The sequence below is a fragment of the Pseudomonas sp. PS01298 genome (genome assembly GCF_029959745.1).
GTDB lineage: Bacteria > Pseudomonadota > Gammaproteobacteria > Pseudomonadales > Pseudomonadaceae > Aquipseudomonas > Aquipseudomonas aylmerensis.
Window position 1 is genome coordinate 30,726 of record NZ_JASCPP010000040.1, and the last position, 20,811, is coordinate 51,536.

The following is a 20,811-nucleotide window of genomic DNA, read 5'->3' on the forward strand; positions in this document are numbered from 1 at the left end:
CGGTTTGAATAAGAAAGCCCCCGGCCAGCAATGACCGGGGGCTTTTTTTGTGCGCTAGACTGGGCTTTCGCAATCGTCGAGCAAGGAGGTTCACGCGTGTTGATTCAGGAACAGGAAGGCTGGGTGATCCGTCGCGCCACTGAGGCGGATGTTCCTGCGGTGCTGCAGGTGTTTGACGAGGTGATTGAGTGGTTCGCACGCCTGGGCAATAACCATCAATGGGGCACTGAGCCCTGGTCGGCCTCGCCCCGTCGAGTCGCGCAAGTGTCGCAAGCCTGCGCACTGCCGGGTGCCTGGGTGGTAGAGGCCCCCACGGGGCAGATCCTGGCTGCACTGGTGCTGGGCGAGCCGATGCCTTATGTACCAGCGGCGACCGAGCCGGAGGTGTATGTGCGATTGTTGATCGCCGCGCGCGACCCCCGTGTACGCGGCCTGGGGCGGCGCCTGTTGGCATTCGCCGATGACCAGGCGCGCGCAGCCGGTGTCACGCGCCTGCGGGTGGACTGCTACGCCGGCGGCACAGGTGACCTGGTGGGTTTTTATGAGTCGTGCGGCTATACGCGAATCTCAACCTTCAACCTGGAGGGTTGGCCGGGCCAGTTGCTGGGGCGCCGCCTGTAAGGCGCCGATCAGGGCCAGCAGCATCAGCAGTACCACCGCCCACGCAAAGGCCGAGACGCCCCAGCCCTGCAGCAATACGCCGCCGGCCAGGCCGCCGCCGGCTATGCCGAGGTTCCACACGGTCACCAGCATCGATTGCGCAGCGTCCGCCGACGCTCCCGCTGACTTGGCGAGTGCGGTCTGCAGCAAGGCCGGCAGTCCGCCGAACGCCAGGCCCCAGAAGGCCACTGTAATATAGATGACGGCGGGGACGTTGATCCAGAACGCCAGGGCCACGGCGATCAGGCCAAACAGCGCACAACTGATCAGCAGCAGTGTGCGCAACCACTGGTCAATCAGCACTCCAGCCAGCCAGATGCTCAGCAATGCCGCCAAGCCAAACACCAGCAGCACGCGGTCGACGTCGGCGGTAATCCCGGCCGGCACCAACAGTGGGGCGATGTAGGTGTAGAGAATGTTGTGGGCCAGTACGTAGGTAAAAGTCACCCACAGCACCGGACGAATGCCGGGTAACCTGAGTACCTGGCGCAGGCCCAGGCGCTGCTGTGCGGGTTGGCCGGCAAAGTCCGGAAGCTGCCAGCGCGCCCACACCAGCAACACCAGCGTCAGCCCGGTCATGATCGCAAAACTCAGGCGCCAGCCGACTAGCGTGCCGAGCAGGGTACCGGCCGGTACGCCCAGGGACAGGGCCAATGGTGCGCCCAGCATCGCGATCGCGATCGCCCGGCCTTGCAGGTGCGGGGCAACCATCCGGCTGGCATAACCGGCCAGCAGTGCCCAGAGCAACCCGGCGAAGACCCCGGCAAAAAAACGCGCTACCAGCGTCAGTCCGTAATGGCTGGACAGCGCGGTCACGCTGTTGACCAGGGCAAAGCCACCGATGGCAATCAGCAGCAATGGCCGTCGCCGCCAGCCGCGGGTCAGCAGCGTGAGCGGGATGGCCGCCAGCAACGAGCCCAAGGCGTAGAGCGTGACCAATTGGCCGACCAGCGCGGGCGACACGCCGAGGCCTTCGCCCATCTGCGGCAGGAGCCCGGCGGGCATGGCCTCGGTGAGGATGGTGATAAAACCGGCCGAGGCCAATGCGAGCAAACCGCCGAGCGGCAGTGCGTCACGCTGGGTAACGGGTGGGGAATCGGTGAGTGCGGTCATCAAACTCTATCCATGCAAAAGGGCAAGGCGCCAGAGTAGGGGGCTGTGCACGTCGGAAAAACAGGCTAAGGTTCCGAACTTATCGGACTCAGGCGTCCGTAATCAAAAAGGGCGTGATCATGGACAGCTTGGGCAGCCTCTCGGTTTTCGTGCAGGTGGCGGAAACGCGCAGTTTCACCGCCGCTGGTCGCGTGCTGGGGGTGTCCTCTTCAGCAGTGGGCAAAAGCATTGCACGCATGGAGGAACGCCTCGGCGTGCGGCTGTTTCATCGCAGCACCCGCAGTATCACCTTGACCAGCGAAGGCTCGCTGTTTCTGGAGCGATCACGGCGCATTCTTGCCGAGGTGGAGGCCGCCGAGCGCGAACTGACCGAGGCCAGCGCAACGCCCCGCGGCAAGCTGCGCATCAGCGTGCCGCAAGTGCGGGGCCTGCTGATGCCGGTGCTCAGCGACTTCATGCGCGCCTATCCGGACATCGAGCTGGATGTGGATTTTTCCGACCGCATGGTGGACGTGATCGAGGAAGGGTTCGATGCGGTGATTCGCACCGGCAAGCCGGAAGATTCGCGCTTGATGGCGCGCCACCTGGGGCATTACCAATTGGTGCTGGTGGGCACCCCGGCTTACTTCCAGCAGCATGGTACGCCGCTGCAGCCCCACCACCTGAGCGAGCATGCTTGCCTGCGCCACAAGTTCTGCGCCACCGGTAAACTCGAGCACTGGCCGCTGCGCCTTGCGCCGGGCACTGCGGAGCCGACCTTGCGCACACCGTTGGTCAGCACCACCATCGAGTCGCTCAACCATGTGGTGCACGAGGGCCTGGGCATAGCCTGCCTGCCGGACTACATGGTCAACCAGGCCGTGGCGCAGGGACGTTTGCAACGGGTGCTGGATGACTACCTCGAACACCGGGGCAGTTTCTGGATGCTATGGCCATCAAGTCGCCATGCCTCGGCGAAATTACGCGTGTTTATTGATCATATGTGCGCTGGGCTTTTTCCCACGGCAGCTGTCGTGTAGGCCTGTGACGTTTTACCGACAGGAATGCGCGCGCCAAGCACGCGTTCTGTTGCACAATACCGCCCGGACTGTTTTCCTCAGGATTTTCAATGTCGACATCATTTCACTTGCGTAGCCTCGGGTTGGCGCTGGTGTTGGCGGGCGCCGCGGGCTGCTCGTCACCCAAGACCGCTATTTATGAACATGAGAATTTCGACGACTCCGGTACGTTTTCCCGGGATTATCCGGTCACCGATGTCGCGGCTTGCGAAGCCGCACGCCGGGCCTTGCTGAGCCAGGGCTACATCATCACCAGCAACGATCCGAAACTGGTGGTCGGTAACAAGAGCTTCCAGCAGACCGGCGAGACCCATCTGCAGATCAGCTTCAACGTGGTGTGCGCCGATGATGGCAAAGGCAACAACCACTCGACGATGTTCGCCAATGCCTTGCAGGATCGCTATGCGCTGAAGAAGGTCAACAACTCCGCGAGCCTGGGTGTGGGAGTGTTGGGGTCGGTGTCGATGCCAATCGGCTCCACCGATGACTCGATGGTCAAGGTCGCGAGCGAGACAGTCTCTGCGCCGAAGTTCTACGACCGTTACTTTGCGCTGGTGGACGTGTTCCTGCCGCAGGAAGTGAAGAAGGCCGAGCATATTCCCGAGAAGCCCAAGGCTGACCTCGGTGTGCCGGAGCCCAAGACACCCCCAGCCGCCGAAAAGGTCGAGGCGCCGAAGGAAGAACCGGCTGCGCCAGCGGCCTCTGAGCCGGTGGTGCCGGCTCCCGAGGCTGCACCGATTGCGCCGCAGGCCGAACCTGCACCCGCAGCGACTACCCCCGACCTGCCGCCGCCGACAGAGGCGATTCCCCCTCTGCCGACGCCCGCGCAGTAACTCAGACGGCTACGGGATCGACCTTGTCGACGTTGATCCCGTAGCGTTTGATCGCTTCACTGACCTTGTCCCGACCGATCACGCCGTCATCCGCCAGCGCCTTGAGGGCCGCCAGCGCGATGAAGTGCCGGTCCACCTCGAAGAATGCGCGCAACGTTTCCCGGGTGTCCGACTGTCCGAAGCCATCGGTGCCCAGCGCGACAAAGCGTCGAGCGGGAACGAACGGGCGGATCTGATCGGCGAACAGCTTCATGTAGTCCGTTGCGACCACCACGGGGCCCGTGTGCGCTTGCAGGCATTGCTCGACGTAACTCACGCGCGGCTCACTGTCCGGATGCAGCAGGTTCCAGCGTTCAACCGCGTGCCCGTCACGGCGCAATTCGGTGAGGCTGGTCACGCTCCACACCGCGCTCTGCACGCCGAAATCCTCGGCGAGCAGGGCGGCGGCGGCGATGACCTCGCGCAGGATCGAACCACTGCCCATCAGTTGCACCTGGGCTTTGGGGCCACCGCTGAGGCGGTACATGCCTTTGAGAATGCCGTCTTCCACTCCGTCCGGCATCGCCGGGTGCGGGTAGTTTTCGTTGAGCAGGGTGATGTAGTAGTAAATGTCCTCCTGTTCGACGTACATGCGCCGCATGCCTTCGCGAATAATCACCGCCAGCTCGTAGGCAAAGGTCGGGTCGTAAGACACGCAGCACGGAATCACCGAGGACAGGATGTGGCTGTGGCCATCGTCATGCTGCAAGCCTTCGCCCATTAGCGTGGTGCGCCCGGCCGTGGCGCCGAGCAGGAAGCCGCGTGCCCGTGCATCGCCGGCAGCCCACGCCAGGTCACCGACGCGCTGGAAGCCGAACATCGAATAGAAAATATAGAACGGCACGGTCATCAGGCCGTGGTTGCTGTAGGACGTACTCGCCGCGATCCATGAGGAAATGGCGCCGGATTCATTCAGGCCTTCCTGCATGATCTGTCCGTCCTTGCTCTCCTTGTAGTAGCTCAGTTGCCCGGCGTCCTGTGGGGTGTAGAGCTGGCCGACGGCCGAGTGGATGCCGATCTGGCGGAACAGGCTTTCCATGCCAAAGGTGCGTGACTCGTCCGGCACGATAGGCACGATCAGCTTGCCCAGGTGCGGGTCCTTGAGCAGGGTGCCGAGGATGCGCACGAAAGCCATGGTGGTCGAGATCGCGCGGTCACCGGTGTCCTTGAGCTGGGTGGCGAAGGCGCTCAGTTCGGGGATCTGCAACGCTTGGACCGCCGCGTGCCGCGCTGGCACATAGCCGCCCAACGCCTGGCGCCGTGCCGCGAAGTAGCGTGCTTCCTCGCTGTCGGCGGCCGGCTTGAGGTAGGGGATTGCGTCGAGTTGATCGTCAGCCACTTCCAGGTCGAAACGGTCGCGGAAGGCCTTGACGGCGTCGGCGCCCATTTTTTTCAGCTGGTGGTTGATGTTCTGGCCTTCGCCGGCTTCGCCCATGCCGAAGCCCTTGACGGTTTTCGCCAGGATCACCGTCGGGCGTCCAGTGTGGCGAACGGCTGCCGCATAGGCGTTGTAGACCTTGTCCGGGTCATGGCCGCCGCGTGAGAGTTTCCAGATTTCGTCGTCGGACATATCCGCAACCAGTGCGAGCAACTCCGGGTATTTGCCGAAGAAGTGTTCGCGCACATAGGCACCGTTCTGCGACTTGTAGTTCTGATAGTCGCCGTCCACGCATTCCATCATGCGTTGGCGCAGCAGGCCGCTCTGGTCTTTTTCCAGCAGCGCGTCCCAGCCGCCGCCCCAGATCACCTTGATCACGTTCCAGCCGGCGGCGCGGTACAGGCTTTCGAACTCCTGGATCACCTTGGCATTGCCACGCACGGGGCCGTCGAGGCGCTGCAGGTTGCAGTTGACCACGAAGATCAGGTTGTCGAGTTTCTCGCGACCGGCCAGGGAGATGGCGGCCAGGGATTCCGGTTGGTCCATTTCGCCATCACCGAGGAATGCCCACACCTTGCGGCCCTGGTGCTGCTTGAGGCCGCGCAGTTCCAGATAGCGCATGAAGCGCGCCTGGTAGGCCGAAGTGATCGGCCCAAGGCCCATGGACACGGTGGGGAATTGCCAGAAGTCCGGCATCAGCCGCGGGTGAGGGTAGGACGAAATACCGTCGCCACCCGCCTCGCGGCGGAAATTGTCCAGCTGGGCTTCGCTGATACGGCCTTCGAGGTAAGCGCGCCCGTAGATGCCCGGTGAGGAATGGCCCTGGATATACACGAGGTCGCCGTCGAAGGTGTCGGTACGGCCACGGAAGAAGTGGTCAAAGCCTACGTCGTACAGCACGGCGGCTGACGCATAAGTCGCGATATGCCCACCCACACCTGAGTGTTTGCCTGCACGCAACACCATGGCCATGGCGTTCCAGCGGATAAACGCATTGGTGCGTCGCTCAATGGCGAGGTTGCCGGGGTAGGGCAACTGGCGGTCCACCGGGATGGTGTTGACGTAGGGCGTGGTAACGCGCCCGTAGAAGTCGCCATGCCGCGCCACGTCGAAATCCAGCAATTGATCGATCAGGTAGTGGGCGCGCGGGCGGCCTTCGGTGGACAGCACCGATTCGATGGACTCCAGCCACTCGCGGGTTTCCTGTGGATCGTCATCGCGGCGGACTGCGTTGTTCGGGGTCATGGGAGGCTCCAGGGTAGGCGGATTTCAAGTGGCGGTCTCCTTGTGGGAGTGCCGTCAAAAGTAATTGCAATTGCAACTACATGGCCGAATCTAGCGCGGGATGAGCTACTATTGCAACCTTCTTGAAATTCCCCGGATGGTGTTGCATGTCGTCGAAAGAGCCTGATGTCTGGTTCCGTTTTGTCAGGGCCCACAGGACGGTCATCCGTGAAATCGAGCGCCGCCTGGCCGCGGCCGACCTCCCGCCCTATGCCTGGTACGACGCGCTGTGGGGCCTGGAAAGCGGCCCCGACGGTACCCGCCGCATGCACGAATTGGCCGACGTGCTGGCCATCGAGCGCTACAACCTCACTCGCCTGGTGGACCGCCTGGAAAAGGACGGCCTGGTGCTGCGTTCGCGCTCCGACGGTGATGGCCGCGCGGCGTTTGCCTCGATCACCGACGCCGGCCGGGTGCTGCGCAAAAAAATGTGGACGATCTACGAAAGCACGGTGGACGAGTTATTCCTGTCGCAAATCGAGCCGGAGCAGCGCCAGGCCTTCGCCGACGCACTGGAACGCACTGCCGGGCTGGCGATGGACGCGGGCGTCCAGACCCGCAGTCGCCGCAAAACCTGAAGCCCCACGCAGAAACCGTGTAGGTGCCGGCCTGCCATCAAGCGCATTTCAATGCATAGCGATTCATCGCGGCCTGTACGTGCAGCGCGTCGATCCGCCCTTCATCCGCCAACGCCCTGAGCGCCGATACCACTATCCAATACTGACTCGGCGCCGCCGCCTGCACCGACCCCGCGCCCAACGCGACGAAGCGTGCATCCACATGCGCCCTTAACTGATCGACAATCGCTTGCGGATAGCCGGTGACGGCAACCACCGGCGCGCGACTTCCCGCCAGGCAGTCACGCAAGTGACAGCTGCGTTTGGGCGCGCCCGGATGCAGACGATTCCAGCGTTCAGCGGCCGCTGCCTCGCGGGCCAGACGTGTGTAGCTGGGGCAACTCCAGAGCTGTGCGCTGATGTTCCAGTCCTGCTCCAGCAGGCGCGCCGCCTGCACCACCGCTTCCAATGCATGGCCCGCACCGAGCAGGCGCACATCCGCGCCTTCACGCCGGATCGGGTACATGCCCTTGAGCGCATCCTCACGCGCCTGCTCCGCCATCGGCACCGCGCTTTCATGGTCGTGCAGGGCCAGGTAATAGAACCCCGGCTGGCCGTCGACGTACAGCGCGCGCAACCCCGCCAGCACAATCGCCCGCGCTTCGTCGCCCGAGGCCGGGTCATATGGGGTGCAGCGCGGGTTGGTGGCCAGCCACAACGGCAGCGAAGGTTGTGCGCCCCGGGGCCAGGGCGAGGGCTGGTTCTCGATGTCGTTGCATAAGATGCCGCGCTGCGCGGTCTCGTCCGACAGCGCACTCAGCTGCGCCGATGACATGGCGCTGTGCAGGTACAACAGCGGCTTTTCCCCGGTGTTGCGCGCGAACCAACTCGGCCAATTACTGACGCGCCGGGAGCGCGACTGGCCACGGATCACCCAGGCCTGGCGACTCAATTCCAGGGTATTGGCCATGGTCATCACGGCATACAGCGGTGAGCTGCGCGCATGTTCGGTCGTGGTCAGCGCATTGATGCACAGCTGCGCGGCGTTTGCGGTAGAGGCGGGCATGGGGGCAAGGCTCCTGGCAACAGAGGCTCGTACCCTACTGGAAATATGATTGCATTTGCAATGATTGCAATCGCACCTCAACGACGAGGTGCTAAATCAGCCCGACGCTGCTACGTTTAATCTGCACGTGCAGGAACGTCATCGCATCGACTTTTTTTCGTCATCACGGCACTTTAGGCTGGCAGTGCAGGTCATTTATCTGCAGCCGCTTTTCAATCAAACAAGGAGTCCACGATGGACGATTACCAGGAAGAACTGCTCGAGTACCACGCGATTGAGTTGGACCCGCTGGAACCCGCAGACGATGCAACAGAGCTGTAAGACCGACTTCAGGCGGAATGCCGCTGACTGCGGCGAAATTCCCCTGGGGTCTGGTTGTTCCACCGCCTGAAGGCGCGTTGAAACGCCTGGGCCGAGGCAAAACCGAGCAAGTAGGCGATTTCGCCGAACGCCAGTTCCGTATCGCGAATGTAGGTCATGGCCAAGTCGCGACGGGTATCGTTGAGAATCGCGCGAAACTGAGTGCCTTCTTCGGCCAGTTTGCGGCGCAGCGTCCAGGTTGGCAGCTTCAAGCGTGCCGCCACTTCTTCCAGGTCGGGTTCCCGGCCGCCATTGAGCATCGGCCCGAGCAAACGGGTAATGCGCTCACGCAGGCTGCGGGTGCGGGTCAACTGCTCCAGTTCGCGTTCACACAATTGCAGCAACAGTTGCCAGGTGCTCGGGCAGTGCTGTGGATTGCGCAGCGCCAGGGTCGGTTGGCTCAAGCGCAGTTGATTGACCTCGGCCCCAAACTGTATCGGACTGTCGCCCAGCATGCTGTATTGCTCGCTGTAGTCGGGCGCTTCGAATTCGATCTCGACCTTTTGCGCCTGCACCGGTTGCTGGGCCAGGCCCGACAATTGGTGCAGCCAGCCGGCGATGATCGAGTCCACCACAAAGCGGTTATAGGCGTTGTACGGGCTGATGGAATAGAAGCGCAGCCAGGCGCCTTCGGCGTCTTCGTGAAAGCTCGATTGCCCGCGATAGTTGGAGCCGTACAACGCCTCGAAGCGTGTCAGCGTGCGGGCGGCCTCGCGCACGTTGGGCGCCTGGGCGGCGGTGACCCCGGCCAGCCCGGCCTGGCTCAGGCGGCTGAGCTGGCCCATGCGCAGGCCCAGGGCGGGGTCGCCGGTGAGCTGGATGGCCGCGTGGCCCAGGCGCATATAGCGTGGGATCGACAAGCGTGCGCCGGCCTCGGCGAGACGCGCCGGGTCCAGGCCGTATTGCAGCAGCAGCGGCTGGGGGTCGAGGCCGTGACTGTGGATGGCGTCTGCCAGGGTGTGCACGAAGCCCACCGACAGATCCCCCAGCCGGACCGGTTTCACAGCCAGATATTCAACAGGCGTGCGCCACGGGCCTCGCCGTCGGCGTTGATCTGCCCGTTGTTGCTGAGAAAGCTGTGGCCGGCGGTGCCCAGGTCCCAGAACTGCCCGCGCAGGAATACGCTCATGCCGGCCGTGGCATGGCTGACGGGCGACTGGCTGATCAGCGTGAGGCGACGCCACGCCTCACCTTCGCTGAGCTCTTCGGGCTTGAGGCTGATTTCGGTCGGCGTCGACACGCTTTTGAAGCCGCGCCATGGGCGATCCCAGGTATCGCGGCCGAGCACAAAGGCGGGCACCGCGATCAGTTGCGCGCCTTGCTCGTTGAGCTTGCGGTAGTTGTCCGGGTACCAGCTGTCACTGCCGACCAGCACACCGAGGCGGCCGGCCGGGGTGTCGACCACGCTGACGACGTTTTCGTCACCCGGTTGGATAAAACCGCGTTCATCGTAGATCGGGTAGAGCTGGCGCTGCGGATCGCCAAGCGGCAAGCCGTCAGCATTGAAGACCACGCTGGCGTTATAGAGCGCCCCCGAGCCGATTTGCAGTTGTCCCTGGCTGACACTGGGGTTGGGCAGGGTGATGGAGCCGGCCACCAGGGTCACGCCAAATTCCTTGGCCAGGCCGCCGAACAGCAACTGATAGTCGCGGGCCATGCCCTTGGCTTTCATGCGCAGGTAGGCGTCGTCGGTGCGGCTGTCGCCGGTGGCGCTGATCCAGGCGCGCAGGAACAGCACGGGGTTGCTGACGGACAGCCAGTTCATTGCATCCTTCACGTGCAGGGCCTGGTACACCTCGTTCTTTTCGCCGGTGAGCATCAGCCACGTGCCGATGTGTTCCGGCAGCACCACGATGGTCTTGTCGTTGATCAGCCCCTGGTCACGGGCTTTTTGCAGGTAGGCCGCGAGCTTCAGGTGCAGGCGTTCCAGGCTCTGGTAGTCGGCGGGAAACAGCTCAGGCTGGATGCCCAGCAAGTTGCCGCGGTCGGCAGGCAGGCCTTCGTTGACGGCGAGGGTGATGCGCAGGTCCGACAGGTAATGCGCCACGGGGCGCTCCTGGGTCCAGACCAGATACGCGGCGATGGCGGCAACCAGGGCCATGGTGACGGTAAAAGCTAGAAGTTTACGCATGGGGCAACAGACAACAGACCGAGTGCGGGGTTCGCCGACTAGGGTAGGGCCCATGCACCCGCTTGCCAAGGGGCGCTGTGCATTTGGATCAATAACTTGTCAGTTTCAGTCATTGAGCGCCGGCGGGCGGGCTCTTAGTCTGTGGGACATAAACCGATGGCACACCGTTCGAGTGCGCCACGTCCCGTGATGATCCGTTGTGGAGCTGTACCATGACCGCTGCTGCCTACCCGCACCTGCTGGCCCCGTTGGACCTGGGTTTTACCACCTTGCGCAACCGCACCCTGATGGGGTCGATGCACACTGGCCTGGAAGAAAAGCCCGGCGGCTTCGAACGCATGGCCGCTTATTTTGCCGAGCGTGCGCGTGGCGGCGTCGGCCTGATGGTCACCGGCGGCATTGGCCCGAACGATGAAGGCGGGGTGTATGCCGGCGCGGCCAAGCTGACCACCGACGAAGAGGCGCAGAAGCACAAGATCGTGACGAAGGCCGTGCACGAGGCGGGTGGCAAGATCTGCATGCAGATCCTCCACGCCGGCCGTTACGCCTACAGCCCCAAGCAAGTGGCGCCCAGCGCGATCCAGGCGCCGATCAACCCGTTCAAGCCCAAGGAGCTGGACGAGGAGGGCATCGAGAAGCAGATCCAGGATTTTGTCACCTGCTCGCTGCTGGCCCAGGTTGCCGAGTACGACGGCGTGGAAATCATGGGGTCCGAAGGCTACTTCATCAACCAGTTCCTCGCCGCGCACACCAACCAGCGTACCGACCGTTGGGGCGGCAGCTACGAAAACCGCATGCGCCTGGCGGTGGAGATCGTGCGCCGCGTGCGGGAAGCCGTCGGCCCGAACTTCATTATTATCTTCCGCCTGTCGATGCTCGACCTGGTTGAAGGCGGTAGCACCTGGGAAGAAATCGTGCAGTTGGCCAAGGCCATCGAACAGGCCGGTGCGAGCATTATCAACACCGGTATCGGCTGGCACGAAGCGCGTATTCCGACTATCGCCACCAAGGTGCCGCGTGGCGCGTTCAGCAAAGTCACCGCCAAGCTGCGCGGCGCGGTACAGATTCCGCTGATCACCACCAACCGTATCAACACGCCGGAGATTGCCGAGCAGATCCTCGCTGAGGGCGATGCCGACATGGTCTCGATGGCGCGGCCGTTCCTGGCCGATCCGGAGTTCGTCAACAAGGCCGCCGCCGGGCGCGCGGACGAAATCAACACCTGCATCGGCTGCAACCAGGCCTGCCTGGACCACACCTTTGGCGGCAAGCTGACCACCTGCCTGGTCAACCCGCGCGCCTGCTACGAAACCGAGCTGAACTACCTGCCGGTCAAGCAGATCAAGAAGATCGCCGTGGTCGGCGCCGGTCCTGCAGGCCTGGCGGCAGCCACCGTGGCGGCCGAGCGCGGCCATCAGGTGACATTGTTCGACTCGGCCAGCGAGATCGGCGGCCAGTTCAATATCGCCAAGCGCGTGCCCGGCAAGGAAGAGTTCTTCGAAACCCTGCGCTACTTCAAACGCAAATTGCAGACCACCCACGTCGAGCTGTGCCTCAACACCCGCGTGGATGTCGCGCAACTGGCGGCGGGCGGTTATGACGAGATCATCCTCGCTACTGGCATCGCGCCGCGCACGCCGGCGATCCCCGGCATCGACAACGCCAAGGTGCTGAGCTACCTGGACGTGATCCTCGAACGCAAGCCGGTCGGCAAGCGCGTGGCGGTGATCGGCGCCGGCGGTATCGGTTTCGATGTGTCGGAATTCCTCGTGCACCAGGGCGTGTCCACCAGCCTGGACCGCGAAGCATTCTGGAAGGAGTGGGGCATCGACACCCAGTTGCAGGCGCGTGGCGGTGTGGCCGGTATCAAGCCGCAACCGCATGCCCCGGCGCGTGAAGTGTTCCTGCTGCAGCGCAAGACCTCCAAAGTCGGCGATGGCCTCGGCAAGACCACCGGCTGGATCCACCGTACTGGCCTGAAGAACAAGCAGGTGCAGATGCTCAACAGCGTCGAGTACCTGAAGATCGATGACCAGGGCCTGCATATCCGCATCGGTGCCGAGGGCGAGCCGCAGGTGCTGGCGGTCGACAATATCGTCATCTGCGCCGGGCAAGACCCGCTGCGCGAACTGCAGGACGGCCTGGTTGCGGCCGGCCAGAACGTGCACCTGATCGGTGGCGCCGACGTGGCGGCCGAGCTGGATGCCAAGCGCGCCATCAACCAGGGCTCGCGCCTCGCCGCCGAGCTGTAAGACGACGAAAGGGGCGGTGGTAGACTACCGCCCCTTTTTGCATGCAGACCCTTCCCGATGGGCCCCTTCGATTGGCTTCCCTACGCTCCGCTTGAACCTGTGCAGCTCGATTGGCTGGACGGCGTCGAGTTGGCCGTGCTGCGCCTGGATCGCATCGACCCGCTGATCAGCGGCAACAAGTGGTTCAAGCTCACCGAGCACCTCGCGCAAGGTCGGGCTGCTGGCGCCAGTGGGATCATCAGCCTGGGTGGCGCGCATTCCAACCATCTGCATGCGCTGGCGGCGGCGGGCAAGCGCTTTGGCTTTGCCACCGTCGGCCTGCTGCGTGGCCATGCGCAAGACACCCCCACCGTCCTCGACCTCAACGCCTTCGGCATGCAGTTGCACTGGCTGGGCTATGGCGGCTATCGCGCGCGGCATGCGCCGGACTTCTGGGGGCCGTGGCGCGAGCAGTATCCACACCTGCACCCGGTGCCCGAAGGTGGCGGTGGCCTGGCGGGAGCGTTGGGCTGTGCGGTACTGGTGGAGCAGGTGCGCGCGCAATTGAGCGACATCGGTTGGGCGGATTATGACGGCTGGTGGCTGGCAGCGGGCACTGGTACCACGCTGGCGGGACTGGTGCTGGCGGAGGCGGGCGCGCATCCGGTGTATGGCGCGCTGGCGGTGCCCGATGACCACGGGGTGGCGCAGCAGGTACAGGCGCTGGTGCAGCACGGTTATCAATTGCTGGAGGCCAGCCGGGGCGGCTTTGCCAAGGTTGATCCGGAGTTGCTGGCCTTTATCGACGCCACCGAGCAAGCCTGTGGCCTGCCGCTGGAGCCGCTCTACACCGGCAAGGCGTTGCTGGCGCTGAAGCAGCAGATTGAAGCCCGCCGCTTCGTCTGTGGTACGCGCCTTATCTTTGTCCACACCGGCGGCTTGCAAGGCCGCCGGGGTTTCCCATCGTTGAGCTCAGGGCATCCGCGAGTGTGATCCAGCAGTCGATGGCGTTACTGAATGCTCCCTCGCTTGCCGGGCATCATGCGCAACGCCGTGTTGTCACGCAGGATGTAATGATGAGCGATCCCCGCCAGCGCATGCAGCCCGATCAGCCAGTAGCCGATCTTGCCGAACAGCACGTGCCAGCTTTCAATCTCCTTGGCCAACCCTTTGTTTTCGGCAATCAGCGGCGGCAGCTCGATGCCGTAGAACATCACCGAATGCCCTTCGGCACTGACGATCAACCAACCGGCAATCGGCATGCCGATCATCAAGGCATACAGCGCCATATGCATCAGGGTGGCGAGCAGGGTTTGCCATTGCGGCGGCGCCGGCACGATCTTCGGCGCCACCCCCAGGCTGCGCGCAAACAGGCGTAGCCACACCAGCACAAACACGGTGAGGCCGAACATGAAGTGCATCTCGACGATCAGCGTCCGCGCGCCGCTGCCTTTGGGAAACTGGCCGCGCAGCTCAATGCAGGCGTAGACCACCGCCAGCAGCACCACCATCAACCAGTGCAACGCGATCGACATGGTGCTGTAACGCGTATCGGAATTTTTCCACGGCATCGCTGTGTTCCTCACTCATCAGGGCAAACCGGTGGCGAGGGAGCAAACTCCCTCGCCACCGGTACAGTTTCATCACTGGACAACATTGCGTTCTTGGGTGACGCAGTGACTTAACTGTATGCCGGTTTTGAGCGCTTTGCCTGGCGCGATTGCCGTTGTCTTGACCTCGATCAGTGGCTTTGCGGCATTTCACCGCGGGCCAGGCGCTGGTTGATGTCGGTGATCACTGCCGGCAGCTCGTTGATCGTGTCGATCAGGTAGTGCGGGCGCGAGCCTTTGAACATCGCCTCGATGCGCTTGCGTTCGCTGGCCAGCGTGGCGGCGTCGAGTGCGCGGAACTGCTCGTAGGTCAGGCCCAGCGCGTTGCCGGAGCAGGTCAGGGCCACCGTCCACATGCCGGCGCGACGGCCTTCGAGGATGCCCGGCACGGTGTCGTCGACCTTCACGCAGGCGGCGACATCATCAATGCCCAGGGCGATTACGTTGGCCAGGGCCTGGGCCGGCCATGGGCGGCCGTTGGGCACTTCGTCGGTGGCCACCACGTGGTCGGCGATGTAGCCGTTGGTGGCGGCCAGGGCGACGACCTTGTCCATCACTTGCTTGGGGTAACCGGAGCAGGAACCGATCTTGATACCTTGCACACGCAGCCGTGCGATCGTGTCGAGGGCACCGGGGATCAGCGCCGAGTGTTCGGCGATCTTCTCGATCTGCAGCGGCATGAAGCGCTGGTAGATGGCGGTCACGTCGTCATCGGTGGGCGTGCGGCCGAAGGCCTTGCGGTAGCGTTCGGCGACTTGCGGCTGGTCGCAGAGGGTGCGGATGTGGTCCCACTTGCCCATGCCCATCGGGCCACGGGCTTCTTCGATGGAGACTTGCACATCGAACTCGGCAAAGGCCTCGACGAAAATCTGCGTGGGCGCGAAGGAGCCGAAATCGACCACGGTGCCGGCCCAATCGAGGATCACGGCCTGCAGGGTGTTGGGGTTCTGATAGTTCATACACAAATCCTGTAGAAGCTGGCTTGCCAGCGCTGAACGAAAATGAGGGGTTACAGAAGAACTGCGTCGCCGGTGATCGCCGACAAGCCGGCTCCTGCAGGTTCGAGCACATGCATGTCTTGCAGTGTTTGCGCGATCGCCGTGACCGCTGCCTGCATGCCTGTCGCATCGACGTGGCCGATGCAGCCCACGCGGAAGGTTTCGACCTGGGTCAATTTGCCTGGGTACAGAATGAAACCCTTGGCCTTGACCCGCTCGTAGAAGTCCTTGAACTGGTAGCGCGCATCTTGCGGGGCGTGGAAGGTGACGATGATCGGCGCCTGGATCTCGGCCGGCAGGAAGCTGCGCAGGCCGAGTGCGGCCATGCCGTCGAGCAGCGCCTGGCAGTTGTCGGCGTAGCGTTGATGGCGCGCGGGCAGGCCGCCTTCTTCGGCGTATTGCAGCAGCGCTTCGTGCAGCGCCGCGACCACGTGCGTCGGCGGGGTAAAGCGCCATTGGCCGGTCTTGACCATGTAGCTGTGCTGGTCGAACAGGTCCATCGCCAGGGAGTGGCAGTTGCCCTGGGCGGCGGCCAGGGCCTGTTTGTCGGCGAAGACGAACCCCATGCCCGGCACGCCTTCCAGGCATTTGCCCGAGGCGGCGATCAGCGCATCGAACGGCACTTCACGGGCATCGATCGGCAGCGCCCCGAAGGAACTCATGGCGTCGATGATCAGGCGCTTGCCGTGGTCCTTGACCACTTGGGCGATCTCCGGCAACGGGTTGAGAATGCCGGTGCTGGTTTCGCAGTGGATCAACGCGACATGGGTGATGGCCGTGTCGGCGCGCAGCAGGCGGTCGACGTCGGCGGCGGTGGTGGGCTGGTCTTCGGCGGTTTCAAAGGTGCTGAAGTCGCGGCCGAGTACTTCGCAGATTTTTGCCAGGCGCTTGCCGTAGGCGCCGTTGATCAGCACCAGGACTTTGCCGTCACGCGGCACCAGGGTGCCGATGGCGGCTTCGACGGCGAAGGTGCCGCTGCCTTGCAGGGGCACGCAATGGTGGCTGTCGGTGCCGTGAAGGATCGCCAGCAGTTGCGAGCAGACGCTGGCAGTGAGGGCATTGAAACGGTCATCCCAGGACCCCCAATCCACCATCATCGCCTGACGCGTGCGGTTCGATGTGGTCAAGGGGCCAGGGGTCAGCAGGATCGGCGCGGCAGTGGTCATCTCAAGTCCTCGCAAGGCATCGGGGTTGAATCTACGGGGCCTAAATTGCAGTTTGGCTTGTCATCAATCAAATTGTTTGTTGTTATGCGAGCTATCAGTGAGGTCGATAGCTATGAACCTGTTCCAACTGCGCGCATTCGATGCCGTGGCCCGCGAGGGCAGTTTTACCCGTGCGGCGGCGCGGCTGTTCATCAGCCAACCGGCGGTGACCGGGCATATCAAGGCCCTGGAAGAGCATTACCAGATCCCGCTGCTGCGCCGCACCGCGCGCCGCGTGGAGCTGACCGAGGAGGGCGCGCGCCTGGCCGCGATCACCCGTGCGATCTTCGGCCTGGTCGACGAAGCGCAGACGATGCTGGAGGCCAACCGGCAGTTGCTCACCGGGCGCCTGGAGGTGGCGGCTGACGGCCCGCACCTGGTCATGCCGATGATCGCCAGCCTGCGTGCGCGCTACCCAGGGATCACCGTCAACCTGCGCCTGGGCAACGCCCAGGAAACCCTGGCGGCACTGTTGTCCGAGCATGCGGATGTGGCGGTACTCACCGAGGTCGAGCCGCGCAGCGGCCTGCACCTGCAACCCTTGAGCGAGTCGCGGATCTGCGCCCTGGTGCCGGCCAGCCACCCGTGGGCGCAGCAGTCCAGGGGGATTCGCCTGGAGCAACTCGACGAGGTGATCATGGTGTTGCGCGAGCCCAGTTCCATCACCCGCCGCACCTTCGACGCGGCGTGCGCGGCGTCGGGGGTGCAGCCCAAGGTGCTGCTGGAACTCGACAGCCGTGAGGCGGTGACCGAAGCCGTCGCTGCCGAGCTGGGCGTCGGCGTGGTCTCATCGATGGAAGTCAGCCCGGACCCGCGGGTGCAGGCCGTGGCAATCCAGGGCGAGGGGCTGCGCAACCGGCACATGCTCGGCTGCATGGAGCGGCGCCGCGCATTGCGCTTGATTCAGGCGTTTTTCGAGTTGGCGCCCGGCTGAAGGCTGTCGCGCACGATCTGCAGGAACGTCGCTACCACCCGCCGCGAACTTTGCTCCTTGAGGCACACCAGGGTTTCCTTCATGCGCTGGCTGCAGTCGCGGATGGGCATGGCGTACACCCGCGAGTCGGCGCCGAACTCCGCCGCCGAGACCACCCCCACGCCAATCCCCACCACCACCGCCTCACGCGCGGCCTCACGGCCTTCGACCTGGATCGCCGGACGAATGCGCAGGCCGGCCTGGCTCATTTCCTGCTCCAGCGTCTGCCGGGTGACCGAACCGATTTCGCGCAGCACCAGCGGCGTGTCATCCAGGTCGGCCAGGCAGATCGACTCACGCCCGGCCCAGGGGTGATTGCGCGCGACGAAGGCGAGCAACTGGTCGTCGGGCAACGGCAGTGACAGCAGGCGCTCATCGTCGACATCACGGCCAAGCAAGGCAAGGTCGGCCTGGTAGTTGTACAGGCGAAACAGCGATTCGTCGGTGTTGCCGGTTTCGATCTTGACGCTGATGCCCGGGTACAGTTGGCAAAACCGCGCGATCTGCGGCAGCACGTGCACCGGGGCATCCACGGCGAGGGTGAGGGTGCCGGTGAGCAGCGCGCGTGAGTCCTGCAGCAACTCCTCGGCTTCGGCTTCGATCACAAACAGGCGCTGGGTGATGGCCAGCAGGCGCTCGCCCAGATCGGTCAGGCGCACCGAGCGCTTGTTGCGGTGAAACAACAGCACGCCGAAGCGTTCTTCGAGTTTGCGCACCTGGTCGGATATCGCCGGCTGTGTCAGAAACAGGCGTTCGGCGGCCTGGGTGAAACTGCCGTGTACGGCCACCGCATGGAAGGCCTTGAGCTGGGCGTGGGACACCGACATCGCTGATCCTCCTACAAGCTGGGCTTATATTTGAAATACGATAAATCGATTTTACCTATTAGTCAGCCATTGCTTTGATACGCGTCAACCGCCGTAGGTTGAGTCCTACAACCACGGCGGCCATGGGACCTGGGACACAGGTCTCATCTGACCAATGCCGCCGTGTCCACGGCCCGGCATTGCAGTGCTCAACCATAAAAAGAACAGGCATTTGCTTCTCGATTCTGCCGGCACACTCACCTGAGGTCAGAACCACCATGAATATCCCAATGGGTAGCATCAAGCGTTGGCGCGTGCAGATTTTCGCCATCACCTGGCTCGCGTACGCGGCGTTCTATTTCACTCGCAAAGCGTTTTCCGTGGCCAAGCTGGGGATCGTCGACGACCCGAGTTTCCCCCTCGATAAAATGATGATGGCCAACCTGGATGGCATTTACCTGGCGGCCTATGCGGTCGGGCAGTTCACCTGGGGCATGTTGGCCGACCGCTTCGGACCGCGGGTGGTGGTGCTCGGTGGCTTGCTGATTTCCGCTGCCGCCGCGCTGGTGATGGGCACCGTTGCGACCTTGCCGATCTTTGTCACCTGCATGCTGATCCAGGGGCTGGCGCAGTCCACCGGCTGGTCGGGGCTGTGCAAGAACCTTGGCAGTTTCTTCCCGGCGCAGCAGCGTGGGCGGGTGCTCGGGCTGTGGAGTTCGTGCTACGCGTTCGGCGGCCTGGTGGCCTCGCCCTTTGCCGGGTGGTGGGCCTACACGTTGATCGGCACGTGGCACGCGGCGTTTATCTCGAGTGCGGCGGTGGTGGGGGTGGTGGCGCTGTTGTTCTTCATCTTCCAGCGCAACACGCCCGAAGATGTCGGCTTGCCGGCGGTCGAACCCGAGCCGGTGATGACCGCCGAGGAAAGGGCGGCCGCAAAACGCATCAGCGTGTTGGAGCCACTGCGCGCGATCCTGCGCAACCGCACGGTGCTGACCTTGGGCCTGGCGTATTTCCTGCTGAAACCGGCGCGTTACGCGATCCTGTTGTGGGGGCCGGTGATCGTCTACGAGCAGATGCCCTCGGTGGGCAAGGTCGGCGCGGCGATTGTGCCGACCGCCTTTGAACTGGCCGGGTTGCTTGGGCCGATTCTGATCGGGCTGGCGTCCGACAAGCTCTTCGGCGCGCGGCGCATGCCCGCCTGTGTGCTCAGTCTGCTGGCGCTGACCGTGGCCCTCGCGTTGTTCATGGGCGCGCTTCACACCGGCAGTGTGATGCTGGTGATGGCCTTGCTGTTTGTCATGGGCCTGACCCTGTACGGGCCGGACTCGATGATCAGCAGCACCGCCGCCATCGACTTCGGCACCGCCAAGGCCGGCGCCACGGCGGCAGGCTTTGTCAACGGTTGCGGCTCGGTGGGCGCGGTGCTCGGCGGCTTGCTGCCGGGCTACTTCGACACGGTCACGGTGTTCATCGTGTTTGCCGGCGCCGCGCTGTTTTCTTCGCTGGTGTTGATGCCCTATTGGAACGCCAGGCCGGCGGTGCTGGCCGAGGTCGGCGATTTTGTGCCGGACCGCAACGTCGCGATCAAACCCTTGCGCACCTGACAGGCTGGCCGGTTTTTTGGTGGATTAGAGTGTTTTTGCGCTATAAACTCTGCCCCCAAAGCGCCGGCCAGTAGACGTTTCGGCGCGATGGACGAAAAGAGAGTGAGTCATGGGCGCACAGTGGAAAGTCAAACATAAAGAAGCGGCAGCCAATGCCAAGGGCAAAATCTTCGGCAAGCTGGTGAAAGAAATCACCATCGCCGCCCGCAACGGCGCCGACACCGCGACCAACGCCCACCTGCGTCTGGTGGTGGAGCAGGCCAAAAAAGCCTCGATGCCCAAGGAAACCCTGGACCGCGCCATCAAGAAGGGCGCCGGTCTGCTCGGCGAAACCGTGCAGTACCACCGCGTGACCTACGAAGGGTTTGCCCCGCACCAGGTGCCGTTGATCGTCGAGTGCGTGACCGACAACATCAACCGTACCGTGGCGGAAATCCGCGTGGCCTTTCGCAAGGGTCAACTGGGGGCTTCCGGCTCCGTGGCCTGGGACTTCAACCACGTCGGCCTGATCGAAGCTTCGCCGGACAGCCCTGACGCTGACCCGGAAATGGCCGCGATTGAAGCCGGCGCACAGGATTTCGAAGACGGCGAGGAAGAGGGCACCACCCTGTTCATCACCGAGACCACCGACCTCGACGCCGTGCAGAAAGCGCTGCCGGAGCAGGGCTTCACCGTGTTGTCGGCCAAGCTGGGCTATATCTCCAAGAACCCGGTGACGGGTTTGAGCGATGAGCAGATGGCCGAAGTCGAAGCCTTCCTCGAAGGCCTGGACAACCATGACGACGTGCAGGATATGTTCGTTGGCCTGGCGGGCTGATACAGCGTGTTGAACCCCTCCCTGTAGGAGTCCGGCTTGGCCGGCAATTGCGGGTTTGTATGGGCCGACCCCGCCAACCCGGCGACGT

General features: G+C 63.6%; 18 protein-coding genes. 9 read left to right on the forward strand and 9 right to left on the reverse strand.

Going from position 1 to position 20,811, the window contains the following annotated elements; genetic code table 11:
- Positions 1-96: 96 nt before the first annotated feature.
- Positions 97-621, forward strand: a complete 525-nt coding sequence (locus QMX97_RS15910) for a GNAT family N-acetyltransferase (RefSeq protein WP_256595075.1) — start codon at positions 97-99, stop codon at positions 619-621.
- On the opposite strand, the gene QMX97_RS15915 is transcribed toward QMX97_RS15910, so the two are convergent.
- Complete coding sequence (locus QMX97_RS15915) at positions 568-1,773, reverse strand: MFS transporter (protein ID WP_282397224.1); 1,206 nt, start codon at positions 1,771-1,773, stop codon at positions 568-570. The two genes, QMX97_RS15910 and QMX97_RS15915, sit on opposite strands and share 54 nt — an antisense overlap.
- A 119-nt stretch (positions 1,774-1,892) precedes the next feature.
- Between QMX97_RS15915 and QMX97_RS15920 the strand changes: the two genes are divergently transcribed.
- Complete coding sequence (locus QMX97_RS15920) at positions 1,893-2,792, forward strand: LysR family transcriptional regulator (RefSeq protein WP_106803350.1); 900 nt, start codon at positions 1,893-1,895, stop codon at positions 2,790-2,792.
- Between the two features lie 89 nt (positions 2,793-2,881).
- Positions 2,882-3,664 (forward strand): DUF2242 domain-containing protein, encoded by a 783-nt coding sequence (locus QMX97_RS15925; protein ID WP_106803351.1) that lies wholly within the window; start codon positions 2,882-2,884, stop codon positions 3,662-3,664.
- Position 3,665: 1 nt separating this feature from the next.
- Here QMX97_RS15925 and aceE read toward each other — a convergent pair whose 3' ends face one another.
- Complete coding sequence (aceE, locus tag QMX97_RS15930) at positions 3,666-6,326, reverse strand: pyruvate dehydrogenase (acetyl-transferring), homodimeric type (protein WP_282397225.1); 2,661 nt, start codon at positions 6,324-6,326, stop codon at positions 3,666-3,668.
- A 146-nt stretch (positions 6,327-6,472) separates the two neighbouring features.
- Between aceE and QMX97_RS15935 the strand changes: the two genes are divergently transcribed.
- A complete protein-coding gene (locus QMX97_RS15935; RefSeq protein ID WP_065901148.1) occupies positions 6,473-6,943 on the forward strand; it encodes a MarR family transcriptional regulator in 471 nt (156 codons plus the stop codon).
- Between the two features lie 37 nt (positions 6,944-6,980).
- Here QMX97_RS15935 and QMX97_RS15940 read toward each other — a convergent pair whose 3' ends face one another.
- The 3 genes from QMX97_RS15940 to QMX97_RS15950 form a co-directional block, all read right to left on the reverse strand.
- A complete protein-coding gene (locus tag QMX97_RS15940) occupies positions 6,981-7,988 on the reverse strand; it encodes a pyruvate dehydrogenase (RefSeq protein ID WP_282397226.1) in 1,008 nt (335 codons plus the stop codon).
- Positions 7,989-8,317: 329 nt separating this feature from the next.
- Complete coding sequence (locus tag QMX97_RS15945; RefSeq protein WP_065901145.1) at positions 8,318-9,352, reverse strand: AraC family transcriptional regulator; 1,035 nt, start codon at positions 9,350-9,352, stop codon at positions 8,318-8,320.
- Entirely contained in the window at positions 9,349-10,479 is a 1,131-nt protein-coding gene (locus tag QMX97_RS15950; protein ID WP_065901143.1) for a carbon-nitrogen hydrolase family protein, read from the reverse strand. The genes QMX97_RS15945 and QMX97_RS15950 overlap by 4 nt, the downstream gene beginning before the upstream one ends.
- A 212-nt stretch (positions 10,480-10,691) precedes the next feature.
- Here QMX97_RS15950 and QMX97_RS15955 point away from each other — a divergent pair, with 212 nt between their 5' ends.
- Positions 10,692-12,731 (forward strand): NADPH-dependent 2,4-dienoyl-CoA reductase, encoded by a 2,040-nt coding sequence (locus QMX97_RS15955; protein WP_106803355.1) that lies wholly within the window; start codon positions 10,692-10,694, stop codon positions 12,729-12,731.
- A 57-nt stretch (positions 12,732-12,788) separates the two neighbouring features.
- A complete protein-coding gene (locus QMX97_RS15960; protein WP_282397227.1) occupies positions 12,789-13,703 on the forward strand; it encodes a 1-aminocyclopropane-1-carboxylate deaminase in 915 nt (304 codons plus the stop codon).
- Between the two features lie 17 nt (positions 13,704-13,720).
- On the opposite strand, the gene QMX97_RS15965 is transcribed toward QMX97_RS15960, so the two are convergent.
- The 3 genes from QMX97_RS15965 to QMX97_RS15975 form a co-directional block, all read right to left on the reverse strand.
- Entirely contained in the window at positions 13,721-14,281 is a 561-nt protein-coding gene (locus tag QMX97_RS15965) for a cytochrome b (protein ID WP_065901140.1), read from the reverse strand.
- A gap of 170 nt (positions 14,282-14,451) precedes the next feature.
- A complete protein-coding gene (phnX, locus tag QMX97_RS15970) occupies positions 14,452-15,279 on the reverse strand; it encodes a phosphonoacetaldehyde hydrolase (RefSeq protein ID WP_065901139.1) in 828 nt (275 codons plus the stop codon).
- A 50-nt stretch (positions 15,280-15,329) separates the two neighbouring features.
- A complete protein-coding gene (locus QMX97_RS15975; RefSeq protein ID WP_213551187.1) occupies positions 15,330-16,484 on the reverse strand; it encodes a 2-aminoethylphosphonate--pyruvate transaminase in 1,155 nt (384 codons plus the stop codon).
- Positions 16,485-16,596: 112 nt separating this feature from the next.
- On the opposite strand from QMX97_RS15975, the gene QMX97_RS15980 reads away from it, so the two are divergent.
- Positions 16,597-17,457 carry a LysR substrate-binding domain-containing protein gene (locus QMX97_RS15980; RefSeq protein ID WP_065901135.1) on the forward strand — a complete coding sequence of 287 codons (861 nt, stop codon included), beginning with the start codon at positions 16,597-16,599 and terminating at the stop codon, positions 17,455-17,457.
- Here the strand turns inward: QMX97_RS15980 and QMX97_RS15985 are convergent.
- Positions 17,427-18,323: a LysR substrate-binding domain-containing protein gene (locus QMX97_RS15985; RefSeq protein WP_106803360.1), complete on the reverse strand. Its 897-nt coding sequence runs from the start codon at positions 18,321-18,323 to the stop codon at positions 17,427-17,429. The genes QMX97_RS15980 and QMX97_RS15985 overlap by 31 nt on opposite strands.
- A 257-nt stretch (positions 18,324-18,580) precedes the next feature.
- On the opposite strand from QMX97_RS15985, the gene QMX97_RS15990 reads away from it, so the two are divergent.
- Entirely contained in the window at positions 18,581-19,906 is a 1,326-nt protein-coding gene (locus tag QMX97_RS15990) for an MFS transporter (protein ID WP_282397228.1), read from the forward strand.
- 109 nt (positions 19,907-20,015) lie between these two features.
- Complete coding sequence (locus QMX97_RS15995; protein ID WP_065901129.1) at positions 20,016-20,723, forward strand: YebC/PmpR family DNA-binding transcriptional regulator; 708 nt, start codon at positions 20,016-20,018, stop codon at positions 20,721-20,723.
- Positions 20,724-20,811: the final 88 nt, after the last annotated feature.